Origin of the sequence: Chelatococcus sp. HY11 (assembly GCF_018398335.1) — a bacterium.
Taxonomy (GTDB): domain Bacteria; phylum Pseudomonadota; class Alphaproteobacteria; order Rhizobiales; family Beijerinckiaceae; genus Chelatococcus.
Window position 1 is genome coordinate 1 of record NZ_JAHBRX010000006.1, and the last position, 18060, is coordinate 18060.

17 protein-coding genes and 2 pseudogenes are annotated in these 18060 nt (G+C 63.6%); 6 read left to right on the forward strand and 13 right to left on the reverse strand.

The genetic code is table 11. The features are described 5' to 3' along the window. From KIO74_RS32390 to KIO74_RS31480, 6 genes are all read right to left on the reverse strand, one after another. The coding region (locus KIO74_RS32390; protein WP_349629252.1) for a type II toxin-antitoxin system RelE/ParE family toxin at positions 1–135 on the reverse strand (135 nt) is incomplete at its 3' end. 41 nt (positions 136–176) lie between these two features. Beyond that, positions 177–458, reverse strand: a complete 282-nt coding sequence (locus KIO74_RS31460) for a ribbon-helix-helix domain-containing protein (RefSeq protein ID WP_249731689.1) — start codon at positions 456–458, stop codon at positions 177–179. A 73-nt stretch (positions 459–531) separates the two neighbouring features. Beyond that, complete coding sequence (locus KIO74_RS31465) at positions 532–1155, reverse strand: nucleotide-binding protein (RefSeq protein WP_213339714.1); 624 nt, start codon at positions 1153–1155, stop codon at positions 532–534. A gap of 244 nt (positions 1156–1399) precedes the next feature. Further along, on the reverse strand, positions 1400–2281 hold the full coding sequence (locus KIO74_RS31470) for a helix-turn-helix domain-containing protein (protein WP_213339715.1): 882 nt from the start codon (positions 2279–2281) through the stop codon (positions 1400–1402). Positions 2282–2477: 196 nt separating this feature from the next. Next, positions 2478–2609, reverse strand: a complete 132-nt coding sequence (locus KIO74_RS32100; protein ID WP_279678531.1) for a ribbon-helix-helix protein, CopG family — start codon at positions 2607–2609, stop codon at positions 2478–2480. A gap of 549 nt (positions 2610–3158) precedes the next feature. Then, positions 3159–3941 carry an IS5 family transposase gene (locus tag KIO74_RS31480; protein ID WP_213320975.1) on the reverse strand — a complete coding sequence of 261 codons (783 nt, stop codon included), beginning with the start codon at positions 3939–3941 and terminating at the stop codon, positions 3159–3161. Positions 3942–4043: 102 nt separating this feature from the next. Here KIO74_RS31480 and KIO74_RS31485 point away from each other — a divergent pair, with 102 nt between their 5' ends. Both KIO74_RS31485 and KIO74_RS31490 read left to right on the forward strand, forming a co-directional pair. Then, positions 4044–4724, forward strand: a complete 681-nt coding sequence (locus tag KIO74_RS31485) for a substrate-binding domain-containing protein (protein ID WP_249731691.1) — start codon at positions 4044–4046, stop codon at positions 4722–4724. Between the two features lie 11 nt (positions 4725–4735). Further along, complete coding sequence (locus KIO74_RS31490; RefSeq protein ID WP_213327473.1) at positions 4736–6154, forward strand: amidase; 1419 nt, start codon at positions 4736–4738, stop codon at positions 6152–6154. Positions 6155–6253: 99 nt separating this feature from the next. On the opposite strand, the gene KIO74_RS31495 is transcribed toward KIO74_RS31490, so the two are convergent. The 3 genes from KIO74_RS31495 to traA are packed head-to-tail and all read right to left on the reverse strand — an operon-like array spanning position 6254 to position 10964. Next, complete coding sequence (locus KIO74_RS31495; RefSeq protein WP_213327472.1) at positions 6254–6421, reverse strand: hypothetical protein; 168 nt, start codon at positions 6419–6421, stop codon at positions 6254–6256. Positions 6422–6432: 11 nt separating this feature from the next. Further along, positions 6433–7179, reverse strand: a complete 747-nt coding sequence (locus KIO74_RS31500; protein WP_213327471.1) for a DUF6118 family protein — start codon at positions 7177–7179, stop codon at positions 6433–6435. Positions 7180–7187: 8 nt separating this feature from the next. Further along, complete coding sequence (gene traA / locus KIO74_RS31505) at positions 7188–10964, reverse strand: Ti-type conjugative transfer relaxase TraA (protein ID WP_213327470.1); 3777 nt, start codon at positions 10962–10964, stop codon at positions 7188–7190. Positions 10965–11240: 276 nt separating this feature from the next. On the opposite strand from traA, the gene KIO74_RS31510 reads away from it, so the two are divergent. Together KIO74_RS31510 and KIO74_RS31515 are read left to right on the forward strand one after the other, a co-directional pair. Beyond that, on the forward strand, positions 11241–11531 hold the full coding sequence (locus KIO74_RS31510) for a mobilization protein (RefSeq protein ID WP_213339717.1): 291 nt from the start codon (positions 11241–11243) through the stop codon (positions 11529–11531). A 92-nt stretch (positions 11532–11623) separates the two neighbouring features. Then, positions 11624–12271, forward strand: a pseudogene (locus tag KIO74_RS31515) (type IV secretory system conjugative DNA transfer family protein); the annotation flags it as partial. A 33-nt stretch (positions 12272–12304) separates the two neighbouring features. Here the strand turns inward: KIO74_RS31515 and KIO74_RS31520 are convergent. Further along, on the reverse strand, positions 12305–15190 hold the full coding sequence (locus KIO74_RS31520) for a Tn3 family transposase (RefSeq protein WP_113946498.1): 2886 nt from the start codon (positions 15188–15190) through the stop codon (positions 12305–12307). Positions 15191–15316: 126 nt separating this feature from the next. Between KIO74_RS31520 and KIO74_RS31525 the strand changes: the two genes are divergently transcribed. Continuing rightward, positions 15317–15931, forward strand: a complete 615-nt coding sequence (locus KIO74_RS31525; protein ID WP_113946499.1) for a recombinase family protein — start codon at positions 15317–15319, stop codon at positions 15929–15931. A 30-nt stretch (positions 15932–15961) separates the two neighbouring features. Then, a pseudogene (locus tag KIO74_RS31530) lies at positions 15962–16999 on the forward strand (type IV secretory system conjugative DNA transfer family protein); the annotation flags it as partial. A gap of 317 nt (positions 17000–17316) precedes the next feature. On the opposite strand, the gene KIO74_RS31535 reads toward KIO74_RS31530, so the two are convergent. The 3 genes from KIO74_RS31535 to KIO74_RS31545 all read right to left on the reverse strand — a co-directional run. Then, a complete protein-coding gene (locus KIO74_RS31535) occupies positions 17317–17460 on the reverse strand; it encodes a hypothetical protein (RefSeq protein WP_213339718.1) in 144 nt (47 codons plus the stop codon). Between the two features lie 17 nt (positions 17461–17477). After that, positions 17478–17795 (reverse strand): helix-turn-helix domain-containing protein, encoded by a 318-nt coding sequence (locus KIO74_RS31540; protein WP_213339719.1) that lies wholly within the window; start codon positions 17793–17795, stop codon positions 17478–17480. Continuing rightward, positions 17773–18060, reverse strand: a 288-nt coding sequence (locus KIO74_RS31545; protein ID WP_213339720.1) for a type II toxin-antitoxin system RelE/ParE family toxin, incomplete at its 5' end; no start/stop codon positions are given. The genes KIO74_RS31540 and KIO74_RS31545, both read right to left, overlap by 23 nt.

Genomic DNA, 18060 nt, shown 5'->3' on the forward strand with positions numbered 1-18060 from the left:
CAACCCGCGTTCAGCGCGCTCGATCGCCTCACATAGCATCGCATCGGAGATTTTCTCCTTGCGGGCAAACCTGTGAAACCTGCTGCTCTTGAAGACTCTCACCGTCGCTCCGTCATATATAACACTTAGCGCCACACTTCAAGGCTTTCCGTCGCCTGCTGCTGCCTTGCTGGCAATCAGGCATTATGCTTTTGCAGCAAGTCGGCAAGCGCCTCCCGCATGAGGTCTTCAATTGAGCGGTCGGTGTCGGCTGACAGCCGTTTAACCCGGCGATGGTCTTCCGGCTCGACCACGACCGTCACTCGTTTCATTCCGGCCCGCGTGGCGGCATGGTAACGCTTGCCCTCGGCACGATCCGGGGCCGGCATAGGGGTGGCTTCCACGATCGGCGCGGCGGGCGGCGGCGTCTGCGCACCCACGGCTTTCATGCTCTCGGCTAAACTCGGTCTTTTCGACATGGCCTTATCCCGTCAACATTGCCAGTTTGCCAGCAATACCACTATGCCTCATTGCTGGCAATACAGATTGCCGTCAAATCAGCAATCTGCCTTTTAGCCAGGTCAACAGTTCGGACACTTCCTCGCTGGCTTTACCGCCCGGCTCATACTCTGGCGCGGTTTTGCCGGCCGTGAGCGCATGTCCGAAAGCGGCTCGCTGCTGGAAGGCAACGGGCGCAACCTCCAAGCCGTGAACCTGAACGGCCTCCCGCGCATCGGCTAGGAGCTGCGTAGCGCGCGGCGGCACGGCGTTCAAAACCACAAAGGCCGGCTTTTGGGCGAGCTTCACCAGCTCGGCGGTGCTGCCGATCGCGCGAAGATCGAGGATTCCGGCGCGGCATGGGATCAACACCAGGTCGGCCGATCGCGTTGCGGCCATTGCGGCCGCTTCGGAGTGCGGCGCTGTGTCGATCAGGACCAGCTCGGCCCCGCCATCGGTCGCAGCCTGCAAGCCTTGCGGCAGGCGAGTATGCGGAAGGGCGACGACAACCGGAGCCTCGCCCTGGCGGCTGTCGCCCCAACCGGCGGCGCTTGCCTGGGGGTCGAGGTCGATAATCACGGCCGGAAGCCCTGCCGTCTCGGCCGCCGTGGCGATGTGCAAGGCAAGGGTGGTTTTCCCGGCCCCGCCTTTTTGGCTGACAATGGCGATTGTTTTCATATTGCTGGCATAGCAGCAAAGCGCATTGACGGCAAGAAATTTTGCATAACTGCCTTATTGCCAGCAATACAGCAAATATTAAGCACCGTCGTCGCCTCTCACTCCCTCTCGAAAGCCCATGCGACGGTTGCCGCAGGCGTGAGCGTTGCGGTTTTTGCTGTGAGGTTTCCGCTTCCCGGTCCGCCCTATAAGCGGACCGGAACCGCCGCAGGGCTGCGGAAGCAGCCCGAACAGCGGCGTCCGCTTATGTTTGTCCTCTTAGATAAAGATCAGATGGGGATTCAGTCTGCTTATCGGACTCACGTTTGTTCATCAGGTTCCGCGCCATCGTGGCAAGAGACTGCCCGAGCCGGCTATCGCCCACATCGAGCAAGGTCCGCTCATCGAGGGGCAGGGCCTTCCTGTAGGCGTCGATTGCCTCGCTCCAAGCCTGCTGGTCCTGTCCATGATCGGCAGGCAGGGGAGGGGCCTTGCCGAACCGTCCAAGGAACTGCCGGGCCTTTTCCGGCAGGGACAGGCGATAGGCATTGCTGGCCTGCTGCACCTGGGGGCCGCGCCCTTCGTTCCCGGTCGGCTCGTAGCGCCGCAGCCAGTCGATGAAACCATGCGCCCGCAGGTTCTTCAGCGCCCGCACGATCGTATCCCGCGACCGGCCCAGGCGGTCCATGATGGTTGTGATTGACGGCTCTAGCCGGCCGGTGCGGAAGTCGATGAGATTGACGAACAGCCGCAGCACGTCCAGCGCCACCGATCCTAGCGGGCCGCTGCGCTCGCCCTTCTCGTGCAAGCCGGCCTCGTTGTAGATTTCGGCCGCCTTCAGGATCGCCTGCACGTCCTTGCGCGTCGTCGGCCGCCATATGCGGCCCTCCGATCGCCCCCGGATATGGCTATGCCGGCGAACCGGCGTCGGGCATCGCTCGGCCGGGGGAGGAAAGACCAGCCCTAGCGCGGTCTGCCCCGACCCGCGCAAGGCGTCCCGGCGCTCATAGGCGAGCGTGGAGAGCTGGCCGGCCTCGGTGTCACTGAGCTGGCCGGCTCCGTGCCTGGTCCAGATTTCCCGCATGATTTCATCAAGCGCGTTCCCGCGCGCGCAGCCGATCGCGGCCGCGATGTGCGTCCTCAACATATGCCTCTCGTCCTTCCGTTCGGAGGACATGACGACTGTGGACGGCAGGCACGGCTTTCCCGTTCCCGCAAGAATCAATCTTGCGGAGCGGAGTGCTCTAGCGTAGATAAGGGGAGAGCTTCTTGGCCCCGTCTCTACGGTGTGTCTGACGGCCTACAAAAACGCTCGACCGCGCCAACGGTCGGGCGTTTTGCCGTTATGTCCCTTGCTTCGCTTCGATATAGAACCTCAACGCTTCCTCGATGACCGGCGCGCGCCCTCGCAAGCCCGCGTCGTCCTTCAGGCGGTCAATCGCCGCGACCAGATCGCCGGGCAGATCGGCCTGCACAAGAATCCGGCCCTCCGCGCGCCAACGCGCCCGAAGGTTTCGGACACTTTCCAGCTTAACTTGTTCTCGGGTGCGACTCGCCATGTCTACATGAAGAGCCGAAACGGCGCGATTCTGCAACCCTTTGCGTAAGGAGCCGGCAAAAGCACTATTTCTAGGGTAGGGCGGGGCGGACATGCTTACCTGTCAGCATGTAATCATCAGCCCCCGGCCGTCCCTACGGCCCTAGATGATGAGAGCGGGCCGGCCGGGGGCTGGCGCCTGCGCCTGGTGCAGCCCTTTGTTCGACGCGCCGCAGGCGTGGAGAACCCCGAGCGGGGGCGAGGGGCGGGACGCCCTTCGTCCCGACAGGTTCAGGATTCCATAGGGGCGCAGGCTGCGTCAAAAGCGGCCGCAAGGCCGGGATCGGAGCCACGCGCAGGGGCCGCAGGCCGCGAGCATGGCGAGAACCCACCTTTTGACACCGCCGAGCACTATGGTTTCGGTTATCGCTTTATCATCCACATGATCGCCGTCTTGTAGCCTGCGCGCTCAGAGGGCGTTTGGAAATTAACCTTGAGCGAGCCGGTTGAGCATGAGGCGGGCTGCTGCGATGTCGATCATCGTCTCTGACGTCTGTACACGGTACTCATAGTCCTTGCTAAGCCGACGATTGCGACCGAGCCAGGCGAAGCTGCGCTCGACGATCCAAGTCAAGCCCGTGATCTTGAAGGCGCGCTGACGACGCTTGACGATCTGCAGCCGCCAACCTTGCTGTTCTGCCAGCGCGCGGGAGAGTTTCTTGCTCTCATGACCCGCGTCGGCGATGATGGTGGTGATCGCCGGAAAGAGCGCGCGCAATCCGTTTGTCAGCAAGGCACCGGCGCGCCGATCCGAAACATCGGCAGCTTCGACGCGGTTGGCGATCGGCAGGCCGAGCGTGTCGACCAGAATGTGACGCTTTCTGCCCTTCACCCGCTTGAAGGCGTCAAAACCGCGGGTTCCGCCGACCTCGGTGGTCTTGACCGACTGTCCATCCATGATCACGACGGTCGGACATTCCGCGCGACCGGCCCGAAGTCGGGTAAGCCGGTAGAGTTCACGTTGCAGACAAACCCAGATGCCGGTTCGCTGCCATGACCGAAAGTACCAGTAGACCGTGTTCCAGGCAGGGAAATCTCTCGGCAGTTGGCGCCATTGGCAGCCGGTACGCAGCAGATAGAAGATCGCGTCCAGGACGGCACGAAGACTGATCCGTCGTCGTCGGCCGCGCCGGCTCGCTTTCGGCAGTAGCGGCTCAACAATCGACCATTGTTCATCCGTCACGTTCGATACGTACTGGCTACCGCCCATCCCTTGCCTCCGTTCAACGGACGGCAAGGAACACCGCAATCCTTAATTTCCAAACGCCCTCTAAGGGATCTCGGCACAATTCGTGCGATCGTCGCAGATGTGATGGGTCTGGCAGGCGGGCGGTTAGACATAGCGACCTTTCCTCCGCTTGCCGAATGGCCGGTTGGCGCGGTCGTTGGGGCATTCCGGAAGGAACATCCCGCCGTAACGATACACATTAAAGGCCCAACATGGGCGCGGATACCGGAAGTCGCCGAAATGGTCCGGGATGGTCGGTGCGAGCTAGGATTCACTGACGATAGCGAACTTGCGCATGGCCTGATCGCCCACCCGCTCGAGCCCCAAGACTATGTTGGAATCCTACCACCCGGGACGGTTATTGCAGACGATGGCGTGATTTCACTTGAGGATATCGTGGCACGCGGCCTGATTGTAGGACCGTGGTGGGAAACATCGCCTCCGTATATGGAGCTTCGGGCGAATTATCCAGATCTGGTACAGAATGCAATTGCTGTTCGAATTGAGTACCGGGAAGCTTACGTTCCACTCGTCGTCTCCGGAGCTGGGGCGGCAATTCTGCCGAGATTTGTCGGAGAACTCGCTTCTGCAGCGGGCGCTACGGTAGCGGAATTAGCTTGCCCGATTTGGCTCAAAACCCTTCTAGTTCAGCGGCCCGGAGACATGGCGCCTGCAGCGCGCGAGTTCCGCGATGTTACCTTGCAGCTTTATGGCAGAGTAGAAGCGCCGGCCGATATTCCTGAAAGTCAATCACATTCAACATGACGGATAGCAAGATGACATCCATCGACGAGATTACGAGGAAGCCTGCACAGGTATTAGCCGGGCTGATTCGCGAGCGCGAGCTATCATGCCTGGAAGTTACCTCGGCTTTCTTGAAAAGGATCGATGACATCAATCCAAAGATAAATGCATTTTGTACCGTCCTACACGAAGCGGCGCTCGCTGCGGCGGCGCAAGCCGATCAAGCCTTCACAAGCGGTTCTCCGATCGGACCGCTCCACGGCCTGCCGGTGGCGCTCAAGGATTTGACCCCGACTAAGGGAGTTAGGACCACGCGCGGCTCGCGTCTTTTCGAAAACGCCGTGCCAGCTGAGGACGCTGAGCTCGTCAGGAGGCTCAAGAAAGCCGGAGCCATTGTCATCGGCAAAACAAATACACCGGAGTTTGGGCATAAAGGCGAGACGGATAATCTCATTTTCGGCCCGACGCGCAACCCGTGGCGTCTCGATCGCACTCCTGGTGGATCGAGTGGGGGCTCAGCCGCTGCCGTAGCTGCGGGATTGGTTCCGTTTGCAGAGGGTAGCGATGGTGCGGGATCGATCCGAATCCCGGCGAGCATGTGCGGAATCTTCGGCTTCAAACCAAGCTACGGGCGAGTGCCCGATGTCGCTGGCCCATTCTCCAGCCACACTCCGTTCTTCCACAATGGTCCCCTGGCGCGAAGCGTGGGCGATGCCACGCTCCTATATCAGGCGATGGTTGGAGCCGACAGCGCTGATCCGTTCTCCGTTCCGACTGACCAGGATGTGCTGATGTCTCTTGACCACGGGGTTGCCGGCCTGCGCGTGGCATTCAGCGTGAATTTGGGGTACTTTGAGGTGTCCGATGAGGTGAAACTAGCCTGTACAAGGGCCACGGAGGCGTTTGCGGCGCTAGGTTGCGTCGTCGACGAGGTGGAGGTGGACTTCGACCGTGAATTGGAGGCGGCTTTCTTCACCCTCTGGTGTGCAAAGTTGGCGACTGTCTATTCCAACATCACGGACAGCGAATTCTCGTTGCTTGAGCCAGTGGTTCAGGGCCTGATCGAACAAGGCCGGCGATTGAGTGCCGTCGAATTTGGCCGCGCAAATCTCATGCGCGAAGTCGTTTGGAGTAGGCTGTGTTCTATTTTTGACAAGTATGATGTGTTGATCTGCCCAACAACAGCAGTTTCCGCCTTCCCTATTGAGAATGGGCCACCAGCTACGATCAACGGCGCGTCGATCAATCGCCTTCTGGGCTGGTTCCTGACTTATCCCTTCAACTTCACAGGAAATCCTGCCGCCTCCGTTCCTTGTGGATTTTCTCATGACGGCCTCCCAATCGGGATGCAGATTATCGGAAGGCGCCTCGATGACGGCTTGGTTTTACGAGCTTCCCGCACGTTCGAGCGTCTATCTCCTTGGCCCAAACTAGCAAATCCAAGCTTTTAACTTTTAATGACCGTGTCCCGTTAAGTGGATTGATCATAGGACCAATGGCTGGCCGGCATTGTCGCGAAATTCCTGAAGCCCGCAACACCTATTTCGCGCCTAGCTGGCCAAGGCTTCCTCGAACTCCGCAACCTCCGCGCCGGTCATTTCCTCCACGCCGATCGCGACCCGGAGCTTGTAGGTTTCCCCGCAAGATGGGCATTTCCGCTCGCCGGTCCAATGTCTGTGGCCGTCGAAACTGCACCGATCGCACTTGAATCGCGCCATGCCTGGTTCCTCTACTGCTGCGCCATCGCCGGCACGGTAATGGTGCATTTCTGGTCCTTCCCTGTCTGTTTCGCCGTCTTCAAACAGGCGGATATCGGATCGCCATTGAAATCATAGAACCTGCGCCCCCACTCCATCTTGCCGGTTTCGAGTGGGTCGGCCGCGCCAATCATGGCGTAGCCAGCGCTGATGCGATCGCTCCCCATGATAAGGGCGGCAGTACGGGTATCAGCCGAGAATGGCAGCGCGCGCGGCAAAAACAGCGTCAACAGCACACCGGCGACCAGGCCGGCAGTTCCCGCGCTCCACAACCAACGATCCTGAACATACCGTTCGCGCGCGCCGGCGAGGCGGCGGGCCAGACTATTGGCGGAGCGCTCGAGGTCAGTTGCCTGGCGCTCGAGCTGCCGCGCGGCGGTGTTGACCAGGCTTTCGCCGCCGCGCTCGAGCGCGCGGGCGTAATGTTCCGGGCCATTGCGCAGGACCGGCGATTGCTCGACCGCCTCAAGACGCATACCGACATGGGCGAGCTGCTGGACGATGCGGCCAAGATCGGGGCCGTAGTCGGTCGGCTGCTGTAGTTTCTCAAGCTGGTCGAACGCCGTTTCCACGCCGCGCCGGATGACGGTCATTTCGCCGCCAAGGTCGCGGGTCAGCTTCTCGACCGACCGCCGTAACGCCTCGAACGCGGCGGCCGGGTCGCCGGCGTCGTCGGGCGCGTCCTGCGGCTCGAATCCTTCCCTGTCATCGTCGGTCATGGCGTCTCCTACCGTTCAAGCCCGAGCGATCGGCCGCGCGTGAGGCTCTGTTGCAGCTCCCACGAAATCCTCTCGCTCTGGCGCGTATGCTGGCCGATTCCGAGTTCCTGACGGCGATTGCGCAGGATGGATTCAACCTGGGGGTCGCGTTCAAGGCTCTTGGTCAAGCCGTTCATCTGGCCTTCCACCTTGCCGCGCGCCTCGTCGTGCTGCCAGCCGCGAAGCTGCTGGCGCTGCTCCTGCAACGCCTGCCAGCGTTCAACGAAACGATCGGCCCTGACATTCGGATCGGCCTGCATGGCGCGCTCGTGGTCCAGCCGCTCGATGACCTGGCCGACGCGCGGCCGGCCGGAAAGCTCGGTCATGCTGCGCTGCATGTCCGGATCGTAGCGCAGCGCCGACCGCATCAGATCGCGCGCGCCCGGCCGCGCCTGATCGAGCTCAAGGCCGGCCTCGCGCAAATCCTGACGCTGCGCGTCGAGGATCGGAAGGCCCTCGCGCCGCTGCCTGTGGGCGGATTCATAGGCGCGGGCATAGCGATCAACGGCCTGCTCGAACTCCGACTGCGGCCGTAACCGTTCGGCAAGCCGGTCCTGCGCCGGCGCTTGCCGCAAGCTCCCTTCCCTTTCCGGCCGTTCTCCCGGCTCCTGGGAAGCCTCACGGCCGGCCGGGCCAACATTGAGCCGCAACCCGTCGAACATACCGCGCCGGCGCGTCTCGGCCTTCTCTGGCCGATCCTGGGGCCGTTCGTCGCGGTCCTGCGCGGTCGGCTGATTAGCCGGCGCGCTCCGTGACAGTTTCAGGCCCTCGAACCGGCTGCGGCGCTGCTGTCGATCGCCGCGATCCTGGGCGAGATCCTCGGCGCGGGAAACCCGCGCGAGATCCTCGCCCTTGTTTTTCGCGATGCCAGGACGCAATCTGCCGGCACTCGCGGTTTCGCGAGCCTGGTCCCGGCCCTCCCCTATCCCCCCTAAGCCCAAAGTGGCCGGGACCGATCTTTCGGCCGCCGGCTCCCTGTCCGGACGCAGCTCGGCGGCACGATCGTCGGGAATCTCGATCTCGCTGCGGACGCCCATGCGCTCCGCGATGCCCCGCCGCTCGGCAAAGTCCTGGGCATAATCGAGCGTGGTTTCCTTCACGCCCGACCGCGACAGGCGGCTTTCAAGCTGGCTATAGGCCAGCTCGCCAGCGTCCCGCACCTTCCACGAATTGCGCTCGGCCGTGGTCCCGTCCGGAAGGCGAACCGGCTCCGATCCGCGATGCTCAAGGCCGATCTTGTCTCCGACCTCCGCACCGGATTCCTTCATGGCGCGTTCAAGATCGACGCCCCAAACGGTATGGCGCTGGCCCTTGTCGTTTTCCAGCGTGACGAAATAGCTTTGGCTATTTCCTTGCTGGTGCTCATAGGGGGCGACCCCATGCTCGACTAAGCGGCCCGAAGCCAACGTTTGGCCGGCATGACGGTCGGCAAACTCGTCATGGGCCGCGTAGAGCTGCGCGCCGTCGCGATGCCGGGTCATGGCGACATAAGTTAGATGCCGGTCCATCGTCCCCGATGCCAGCACAAAACTGCGATCGACGGTCGCGCCCTGGTTCTTGTGAATCGTCGTCGCATAGCCGTGGTCGATTGCCTGATAGTCGTTCATCGGCACGGCAACGCTGCGCCCCTCCGCGCCCTTCGGCCCGTCGAGCGTGGCGATGATCCGCCCTGGCTCGACATGATCGACCGTCGCGAGCATCCCGTTCTTGACGCGAAGGTCGCGATTGTTTTCGAGGAACACGATGCGGTCGCCCGTCGCAAAATCACGCTTGCCGTCATTGGTCTGGAAGGTCAGCCCGCCGGCCGGCCCTTTCCGCTCTTGGGTGGCCTCCTGGGCGACGTCGCCCGATCCTGGCCCGTCCTCGGCCACGTTGGCCCGTGCCAGCTTGCCCCGCTCCTGTAGCTCGCTCCGGATCGCCTCGTTGATGGCGCGAACATCGGCACGGCGATGCGCCATCGCAACGCGGGTGCCGTCCGGACGCTGATCGCGATCGGCTAGATAATCGCGCACGATCTCGCCCCGCGCATCCTCGCCGCTCTCGCTGAATCGAATATCGCCATGCTCCCGATAGGCGGCCAGGCCCTCGGCCGTCCGGTGCGTGGCGAAGGCAACCGACGCCTCCCGCTGCCAGTCCACGCGCTGCCGGCGTATTTCGGAAAGCTCGGCATGGCCGATCTGCTCGGCAATGGCGCGGAACGCAGCACCCGCCCCGATCGCCTGTAGCTGTTCATGGTCGCCGACAAGCACGATCTTCGCCCCGCGCGCTTCGGCCTCGTTGACGAACCGGGAAAGCTGGCGGCTCCCGATCATGCCCGCCTCGTCGATCACGAACACGTCGCCGCGGCCGAGCTGGTTGCGGCCGGCCTGCCAGCCGTAATCCCATCCCGCCAGCGTGCGGCTCTGAATGCCGGACGATTCCTCCAACCCCTCGGCCGCCTTGCCCGACAAGGCCGCACCGTGAACCGTATAGCCCTCGGCCTCCCACGCCTCGCGCGCGGCGGCGAGCATGGTGGACTTGCCAGCGCCGGCGAAACCGACAACGGCCGCGATGCGTTCCCGGCCGGTGACATGCTCGATCGCCGCCCGCTGCTCGTCCGAAAGCCGCGCGGAAGCATCGCCCGCGCTCCGCTGAAGGGCGGCGTCCTGGCGCTCTATGGCGCGATCGACATGCCGGCGATCGACGCCATGATTGCGCGCCTGGTGCAGCCGCTCGGCCGACGCCACCATGCCGGATTCGATCTCGACCATTTCGCGGGTCGAATAGCGCGCAAGCTCGACCTCGCCTGTCTCGGCGTTCGTGCGCTCCGGCTGAAGCTCGACCAGCGCCGGCGAGGCCATCACCGTCGCAAAGGCGTTCCGGAACTCCTGCGGGTCGTCGTTGATATAGCGATGCAGCGCCCGCGCCACGTCGCGCCGATCGAACACGCTCTTTTCGCCGGTGATGATCGTAAGAACCTGCTCCGGCTTCTCCCTGATGAGGTCCGCGTTGCGCGCTGCCGCTTGCCTGTCCAGCCGCGCCCGCGACACGTCGAGGCCGCGCCTGTCCATCTGCGTGGCGTGCACCCCCATATGCTCGGTCGGCGCGATCTCAAGCCCGCGCTCCATGTGCGAGCGATGGTCGATGCGAATATCCAGGCCGGCCATTGCCAGCCGCTCATTGGCGATCCCCTCCCATTTCTGGCGAAGGTCGCGAAGCTGCATGTCGGTCGTCGGAAGATCGTGCGCCAACAGCCATTTGTTTTCGCGCTCAAGATAGGTCTTCTCGCCCAGCCCTTCCTCCGTCACCTGGCGCGTGGTCATGAGAATGTGGGCATGGTGGTTGCGAACGTCGCTCGCCTCGTGCGGCGCATGGATGGCGAAATCCACGGCCGCCCCGTAGCGGTCGGCAAGCTCCTGCGCCATTTCCCGCGTGGCCTCTAGCCGCTGCTCGGCCGACAGCTCATGCGGCAAGGCAACCTCGAACTCGCGGGCAACGCGGGCGTCTTTCCGCTTCTCGGCAAACTCGGCGGCGTTCCACAAGGCCGAGCGGTCCCGTGCCCAATCGGCGTTGACGCCTATGGGGCCGGCACCCGGTTCGGGCAAGACGATCTCGGCATGTTCGACGCCCTGCTTGGCCGTGTAGTCGTGCGTGATCCCGTCGCGCTCGTTGGTCAACTTTTCGCCGGCGCGATAGGCCATCGCAGCAACCGCGCTGCGCCCTGCCTTCCGCGAAACCGGCTTCATGCTGAAATGGTAGATCGCCAAGCGCCGCTTCCCTCTCCTGCCGACCGGCTCCGCCGCTCTCTCTGCGTCAGCGGCGCGCTGAGTTGCGAAGCAACTCGTAAGTGCGCCCTTCGTAATTCGCTCGCTCCGCTCTCTCATGCCTCCGGTGGGGCGCTGTGGCAACGTCAATGCGATGCGAATAAGGCCGCGATTGTGACTCCGCACGCTCCACTTTTCAAGGCCGGAACCATCCGTGATCCCCTACCCTGCCGAAAACCTGCTACGCTCGCCCGCGACCGGAAGCAGGGAGGCGACACGATGGCGCGCAAGACGATCGAACAAAGGCTGGCCGAGTTGGATGTGCAGCGCGCCACCCTCAAGGCCAGGCTCAACAAGCAGGAGCGCGCCAGGGACACGCGCCGCAAGGTGCTGCTCGGCGCGCTCGTCCTCCATCGCCTCGAACACGGCCGGGATGAGCTGTCGCGCGCCCTGCCCGACTGGCTGCGCCGCGAGCTGCCCGGCTTCCTCACCCGCGACGGCGACAAGGAACTCTTTGACGATCTGCTCAAGCCGGCCGCCGGCGGCGGGACCGGAGCGCCTGACCCATGAGCGATGTCACGTCCGCCTGGCTGGCCGCCCTCAAGAGGATTTTCCAGTCTGCCGGCCAACTCGGCCGCGACCAGCCGAAGGGAGGCAACCCCATGAATGATTTCCGGCTGGCCTGGGCCGCCTTCAAGAACATGCTGCGGGCGGCCGCGCGTGATCCCCTATGGGCCTTCGTCGCGATCGTCACCGCCCCGTTCCGCGCCGCCGGCTACATCGCCAGGGCCGGGGTGCTGTTCCTCTTGGTCCTGTTCATCGTCGGCGGCGGCCTCATGGCCCTCATGCAATGGGCCGGCATCCAGCGCGGCGATGCGCTCTGGTATGTCGGCAACCTCGCCTTCACCGCCTTCCTCGTCCTGCTCGTCTTCCGCCTCCTGTCCAGGCCGATGATACAGCACTTCGGGGACATGGACGCCGACACCCACGGCTCGGCCCGCTTCGCAACCGATCGCGAAACCGCTCCCCTCACCCGCTCGCAAGCCGGCCTCCTGATCGGCCGCGATCCGAAGACAAAGCGCCTCCTGCGCTATGACGGGCCGGCGCACCTGCTCACGATGGCACCGACCAGGACCGGCAAAGGGGTGGGAACCATCATCCCGAATCTGCTCACCGCCGACCGCTCCGTGATCTGCATCGACCCCAAGGGCGAGAATGCCAGGATCGCCGGCCGCGCCCGCCAGAAGTTCGGGCCGGTCCACGTCCTCGACCCCTTCGGCGTCACCGGGCAAAGCTCGGCCGCCTTCAATGGGGTCGTTTGCGGGAGGGGGCGGAATCCTACGCTAAGGCTTTGGCCACCGATATTCGCCGGTGAGGTTGATATGCTCCCATCCCAGCGGCGAGACATGGGCCAAGAGATCGGGCGACAGCGGCTTTCCATCGCGTTTCTGGTTGGCGACGACTTCGCCGAGCTTCATGGTGTTCCAGAAGATGATGATGGCGGCGAGCAGGTTCATGCCGGCGATCCGGTAATGCTGGCCTTCGGCGGAACGGTCGCGGATTTCACCCCGGCGATGGAAGCTGATGGCTCGTTTCAGCGCGTGATGGGCCTCGCCCTTGTTGAGCCCGATCTGGGCGCGGCGTTGGAGATCGGCGTCCAGAATCCAGTCGATCATGAACAGCGTCCGCTCGACGCGGCCTACTTCCCGCAGAGCTGTGGCCAGTTCATTCTGCCGCGGATAGGAGGCGAGCTTGCGCAAAATCTGGCTAGGCGCGATGCCTCCGGCTGCAATGGTGGCGGCGATGCGCAGGATATCGGGCCAGTTGCGCTCGATCATGGCCTGATTGATTTTGCCGCCGATCATGGCCCGCAAGTGGGCCGGCGCGGCCGATGGATTGAACGCATAGAGTCGCTTGGACGGCAGATCCCGGATGCGAGGGGCAAACCGGTAGCCGAGAATGGCGCATGCGGCAAAGACGTGATCGGTGAAGCCGCCTGTATCGGCGAACTGCTCGCGAATATGGCGGCCGGCATCGTTCATGAGCAGGCCGTCGAGGATGTAGGGAGCTTCGCTCGCCGTCGCAGGAATCACCTGGGTCGCGAACGGCGCATATTGGTCCGAGACGTGGCTATAGGCTTTCAGACCCGGGGTATTGCCGTATTTCGCGTTGACCAGGTTCATGGCCTCGCCTTGTTCCGTAGCGGCGAAGAATTGCCCATCGCTCGAAGCGGAGGCGCCCATGCCCCAGAACCGGGCCATTGGTAGCGCCGCTTGCGCCTCGACCACCATGGCCAGCGCCCGGTCGTAAGCTTCGCCCTCGACATGCCACCGTCCAATGCGGATCAACTCCCAGAAGGTGTGCGTGTTCGTCGCGTCGGCCATCTTGCGCAGGCCGAGGTTGATCCCTTCCGCAAGGATGACGTTCATCAGCCCGATCCGGTCGGCGCAGGGCGCTCCGGTGCGCAGATGCGTGAACGCTTCGGTGAAGCCGGTCGCTGCATCCACCTCCAGCAGGAGATCGGTGATCCGCGTGGGCGGGATCTGCTTGTAGAGATCGAGCACCAGATCTTCGGCGCCGGTCGGTACGGCAGCTTCGAGCTTCTCGATATGCAGAACGCCGTTTTCGATCGACCCGCCGGGAATCGTGCCGGTGCGCGCGGCGCGGCCCAGTTCGCGTAACCGGATATCGAGGCGAGCTTGCCGATCCGCCAGCCATTCTTGCGGCCGCAATGGCACGGCGAGACGACCGCCTTCCGCGACAGCCTGCGCCGGAACGAGCGCATGCTTCAGGTCGCCATAGCGCCGGGATCGGGCCAACCAAATATCTCCGGATCGGAAGGCATCGCGCAGATGGAACAGCACCGCTATCTCCCAGAGGCGAGTGTCGCCGACCGCCTGGGCACGAAGATGGCGATGCCATTTCGAGCTGGGCCGAAGGAAGCCGGTATGTGCGGCATCGTTCAAGCCAGTACGCAAAGCCATCACCGCTTCGAGAAGCGGGAGCGCGATCGGCGCAGCCCGCAGATCGAGCAGGCGCAACATGCGCGGAGCGTACCGCCGGAACCGATGATAACCGTCGAGTACATGATTGAGAGGATCGTCCGCCATGGTGGCGGTCAGCCGGGTTGCCATTGCAACAAGGGTCTTGAAGCCGTCCCACCCTGATCCGCTCGCGATGACGTCGCCCAGCGGCTGGCCATCATCCTGTGCGTCGACCAGAGCGCCGCCGATTTCGGCGAAGGATTTTAAGGTGTCGCGCACCGCGTTCGCTTCGTCGGCGACTTTCGCTTGGCAAATGCGCTCCGATGCCCGGTAGAGCCTGCCGACGATCCGGTCATGGGTTTCGACCACGGCGTCAGCGAGCATCGCTTGCCATTCCGACGCGCAAACGGCCAGAATCGCAAGCCGCCTGTCTTCCGGAAGATCGCGCATGCCGTCGGCATAGTACCGTTCGCCTTGCCTGCGCAGGCGTGTCATCCGATGAGCAGGAACACCGGCCAGCAGTTCCTCGGGGAGATCGATACGTTGCAGGTATTCGAGCCGGTCGAGCAGCCGGTTGGCTGACGAAGAGTTCGAGCCCGGCTCGAACTGACGCAGCCACACGAAGCGGGTCACCCGATCGTCGGCCGTCTCCTCGAGCAATGCCAGCAACTGTTCCCGGATGGGCACGGACAGCCGACTGGCGATCCTCGTCTCGATCCGCCGCTCGGCATCGACCAGGGCCGTGGCGCAAAGCCGCTCGATCGTCGATGTTGCAGGAAGAACCGTGCGGGTGCGTCGGCACTCCGCCACGAAGCGACGGGCGATATCTTCGTTTGACACCGCCATCTCGGCTTCCCGAAACAGCCAATCCTTCAGCTCGCGCGCACCACGTCCGGAGAAGGTGCGGAATCCGTAGAGCGCCCGCAGTTCGGAAAGATGCTCGTGCCGCGTTTCCTCGCGGGCGGCGTAGTCAACGAGATCGTCGGCAAGCAGGCCGAGCTGTGCTCCGATGAATTCGACGATCTCTGCTGGGATCAGTTCGCCCGGAGCCAGCACCCGGCCGGGATAGCGCAGGACGCACAATTGCAGGGCGAAGCCGAACCTGTTGTGAGCGCGTCGGCGCAGCCTGATGTGTCCAAGGTCTTCATCACTCAGCGTATAGTGCTTGAGCAAATCCGCCTGCGAGGTCGGCAGGCGCAACAGCGCGTCCTTCTGCCGATCGGTTAGAGTGACGCGACGCGGCATCCATGTTCCTTTTTCAAAATCCGATGATGTTCAAGACGCTTTGTTTATGAAGCTGGTTGAGATACATTTCCAGCGAACAAATCATTCGTGGCCAGCGCCCCCCCCTCAAACCACCGTTTAAGAAACATGCTGATCGGATACGCTCGCATCTCCAAAGCCGATGGCTCCCAGTCCCTCGATCTGCAGCACGACGACCTGCGCGCCGCCGGCGTCGAACAGGACAATATCTATGAGGATCGAGCTTCCGGCGGCCGCGACGATCGGCCCGGACTGGCCGCCTGCCTGAAATCCCTGCGCGACGGCGATGTGCTGGTGGTCTGGAAGCTCGACCGCCTCGGGCGATCGCTCGCTCACCTGGTCAACACGGTGAAGGATCTGTCGGATCGCAATATCGGCCTGCGGGTGCTGACCGGAAAGGGCGCCCAGATCGACACCACCACCGCATCCGGCCGCATGGTGTTCGGTATCTTCGCCACTCTGGCCGAGTTCGAGCGTGACCTGATCCGCGAACGGACCATGGCTGGCCTCGCCGCCGCAAGAGCGCGCGGTCGCAAAGGCGGCCGAAAATTCGCCCTGACCAAGGCACAGGTGCGTCTCGCCCAGGCGGCCATGGCACAGCGCGATACTTCCGTTTCCGATCTGTGCAAGGAACTCGGGATCGAGCGCGTCACTCTCTATCGCTACGTCGGCCCAAAAGGCGAACTCAGGGACTATGGGAAGCGCGTTCTTGGCTTAGCGTAGGATTTCGCCCCCTCCCGCAAACGACCCCTCAATCCCCTCGATGCCCTCGACCCTGACGGCCTCGACGTGGCCGAGGACGCAAGCACCCTGGCCGACGCCCTGGTCTATGACGAACCAGGCACGGCCGGCGAGGCGCATTGGAACGAGGAAGCCAAGGCGCTGATCGCCGGAATCATCCTCCATGTCGTCGCGAACGAGCCGCGCGATCGGCGCACCCTCGCCACCCTGCGCGACAACCTCACGCTCGCCCCTGACGCCTTCACGGCGCTGCTCAAGGCCATGCAGGCGTCCACGGCCGCCGGCGGCCTGGTCGCGCGCGCCGCCAATCGTCACCTGGGCAAGTCCGATCGCGAGGCGGCCGGCGTGCTGTCGGCCGCGCAGCGCCATACCCATTTCCTCGACTCGCCGCGCATGGTCGCGGTCCTCGGCCGATCCGATTTCCGCTTTGCCGATCTCAAGGCCAGGACCGCCACCGTGTTCCTCGTCCTGCCGCCCGATCGCCTCGCCACCTATTCCAGATGGCTGCGCCTGCTCGTCACCCAAAGCCTCACCGACATGGCGAGGGCGGGCAGCTCGTCCCCTGCCCCACTGGCTGCGCCAGTCCTCTACCTGCTGGATGAGTTCGCCGCCCTCGGCCACCTCGCCCCCGTCGAGCGCGCTATGGGCCTCATGGCCGGCTACGGCGTCCAGCTCTGGCCCATCCTGCAGGACGTTCACCAGCTCCGCGCCACATACGGCGCGCGCGCCGGCATGTTCCTGTCGAACGCCGGCGTCCTACAGGTGTTCGGCGTCAACGATCACGAAAGCGCCCGCCTCGTCTCCGATCTGCTCGGACAGGAAACCGCCGTGTTCAAGACGATGGGCCAGGCGCTCGATTCCGATAAGTCCGGCATATCCTACGGCGAACACCATTCCGGCCGCCCGCTGCTCACCCCTGATGAGGTCCGCACCCTGCCGCAACACGTCGAAATCCTGTTTCTGGCCGGGCAACGCCCGATCCTCGCCGGCAAGCTCGCCTACTATGCCGATCCCGAGTTTCGGGGCCTGTTCGATCCGATAGAACGATAACCGAAACCATAGTGCTCGGCGGTGTCAAAAGGTGGGTTCTCGCCATGCTCGCGGCCTGCGGCCCCTGCGCGTGGCTCCGATCCCGGCCTTGCGGCCGCTTTTGACGCAGCCTGCGCCCCTATGGAATCCTGAACCTGTCGGGACGAAGGGCGTCCCGCCCCTCGCCCCCGCTCGGGGTTCTCCACGCCTGCGGCGCGTCGAACAAAGGGCTGCACCAGGCGCAGGCGCCAGCCCCCGGCCGGCCCGCTCTCATCATCTAGGGCCGTAGGGACGGACGGGGGTGGATGATTACATGCTTACCTGCAAGCATGTCCGCCCTACCCTGCCGGCGGGGCCTTCCCTCCAAGGTGCTGCGCTATGATCTTCTCATAGGCCGCCTCGTCCATGATCCCGAGGCGGCGCTGTGCGCTCGCCATTTCCGTGATCTCGCGGGCAAGGCGGCTAGGATTCGTCGGCGTCATTGCCATGTTGCCAGCAATCAGGCAATCGCCTGAACGCCCTTCTTCTGGATAACTGTCAGCAGCCGCAGCGCCGGTCCGCCCGGCTTCTTCACGCCCCGCTCCCAATCCGACACGAGGCCCTTGCTCACATTGAGATACCGGGCAAAGACCGGCTGCGACAGGTGCTCGCGCTCCCGAATTGCGCGGATTTCATCCGGCATGAGCGGCCGAACTGCCGAAAGGCAGGCATCATCGAACTCGCGCATCGTCTGCTTGTCGATCGCGCCAGACTGATAAAAGCCCTCCATCATTTCATGGACGGCCGCCATTGCCTCACTCTTGTATGCCTTGCTCATCGCAATTCACCTCCAACATTCGGCCGGCCGCCACTTCGGCATCCATCTGTGCATCGGAGAACCCAAGCACCAACTTAGCCGCCTTCTTGAACGCCGCTTCCTCGTCGTCCTCCAGATTCGCCAAATCGCTTTTGGCAAACCCGAACGCGAAAACCGCCCGCGTTTCCGCCCGGAAGAAAATCAGCGTTCTATAACCGCCTGATCTTCCCGCACCTGGCCGCGCCACACGCTGCTTGATGAGGCCGGCTCCAAGATCGGCGTCGAT

Excerpts from the sequence above, each read along its gene's own strand:
- KIO74_RS31485 (WP_249731691.1), top strand. The coding sequence starts at position 4,044 with ATGGGTCTGGCAGGCGGGCGGTTAGACATAGCGACCTTTCCTCCGCTT.
- KIO74_RS31495 (WP_213327472.1), bottom strand. The coding sequence starts at position 6,421 with ATGGCGCGATTCAAGTGCGATCGGTGCAGTTTCGACGGCCACAGACAT.
- KIO74_RS31490 (WP_213327473.1), top strand. The coding sequence starts at position 4,736 with ATGACATCCATCGACGAGATTACGAGGAAGCCTGCACAGGTATTAGCC.
- KIO74_RS31510 (WP_213339717.1), top strand. The coding sequence starts at position 11,241 with ATGGCGCGCAAGACGATCGAACAAAGGCTGGCCGAGTTGGATGTGCAG.
- KIO74_RS31480 (WP_213320975.1), bottom strand. The coding sequence starts at position 3,941 with ATGGGCGGTAGCCAGTACGTATCGAACGTGACGGATGAACAATGGTCG.
- KIO74_RS31500 (WP_213327471.1), bottom strand. The coding sequence starts at position 7,179 with ATGACCGACGATGACAGGGAAGGATTCGAGCCGCAGGACGCGCCCGAC.
- KIO74_RS31525 (WP_113946499.1), top strand. The coding sequence starts at position 15,317 with ATGCTGATCGGATACGCTCGCATCTCCAAAGCCGATGGCTCCCAGTCC.
- KIO74_RS31520 (WP_113946498.1), bottom strand. The coding sequence starts at position 15,190 with ATGCCGCGTCGCGTCACTCTAACCGATCGGCAGAAGGACGCGCTGTTG.
- KIO74_RS31460 (WP_249731689.1), bottom strand. The coding sequence starts at position 458 with ATGTCGAAAAGACCGAGTTTAGCCGAGAGCATGAAAGCCGTGGGTGCG.
- KIO74_RS31470 (WP_213339715.1), bottom strand. The coding sequence starts at position 2,281 with ATGTTGAGGACGCACATCGCGGCCGCGATCGGCTGCGCGCGCGGGAAC.
- KIO74_RS31465 (WP_213339714.1), bottom strand. The coding sequence starts at position 1,155 with ATGAAAACAATCGCCATTGTCAGCCAAAAAGGCGGGGCCGGGAAAACC.
- KIO74_RS31535 (WP_213339718.1), bottom strand. The coding sequence starts at position 17,460 with ATGACGCCGACGAATCCTAGCCGCCTTGCCCGCGAGATCACGGAAATG.
- KIO74_RS31540 (WP_213339719.1), bottom strand. The coding sequence starts at position 17,795 with ATGAGCAAGGCATACAAGAGTGAGGCAATGGCGGCCGTCCATGAAATG.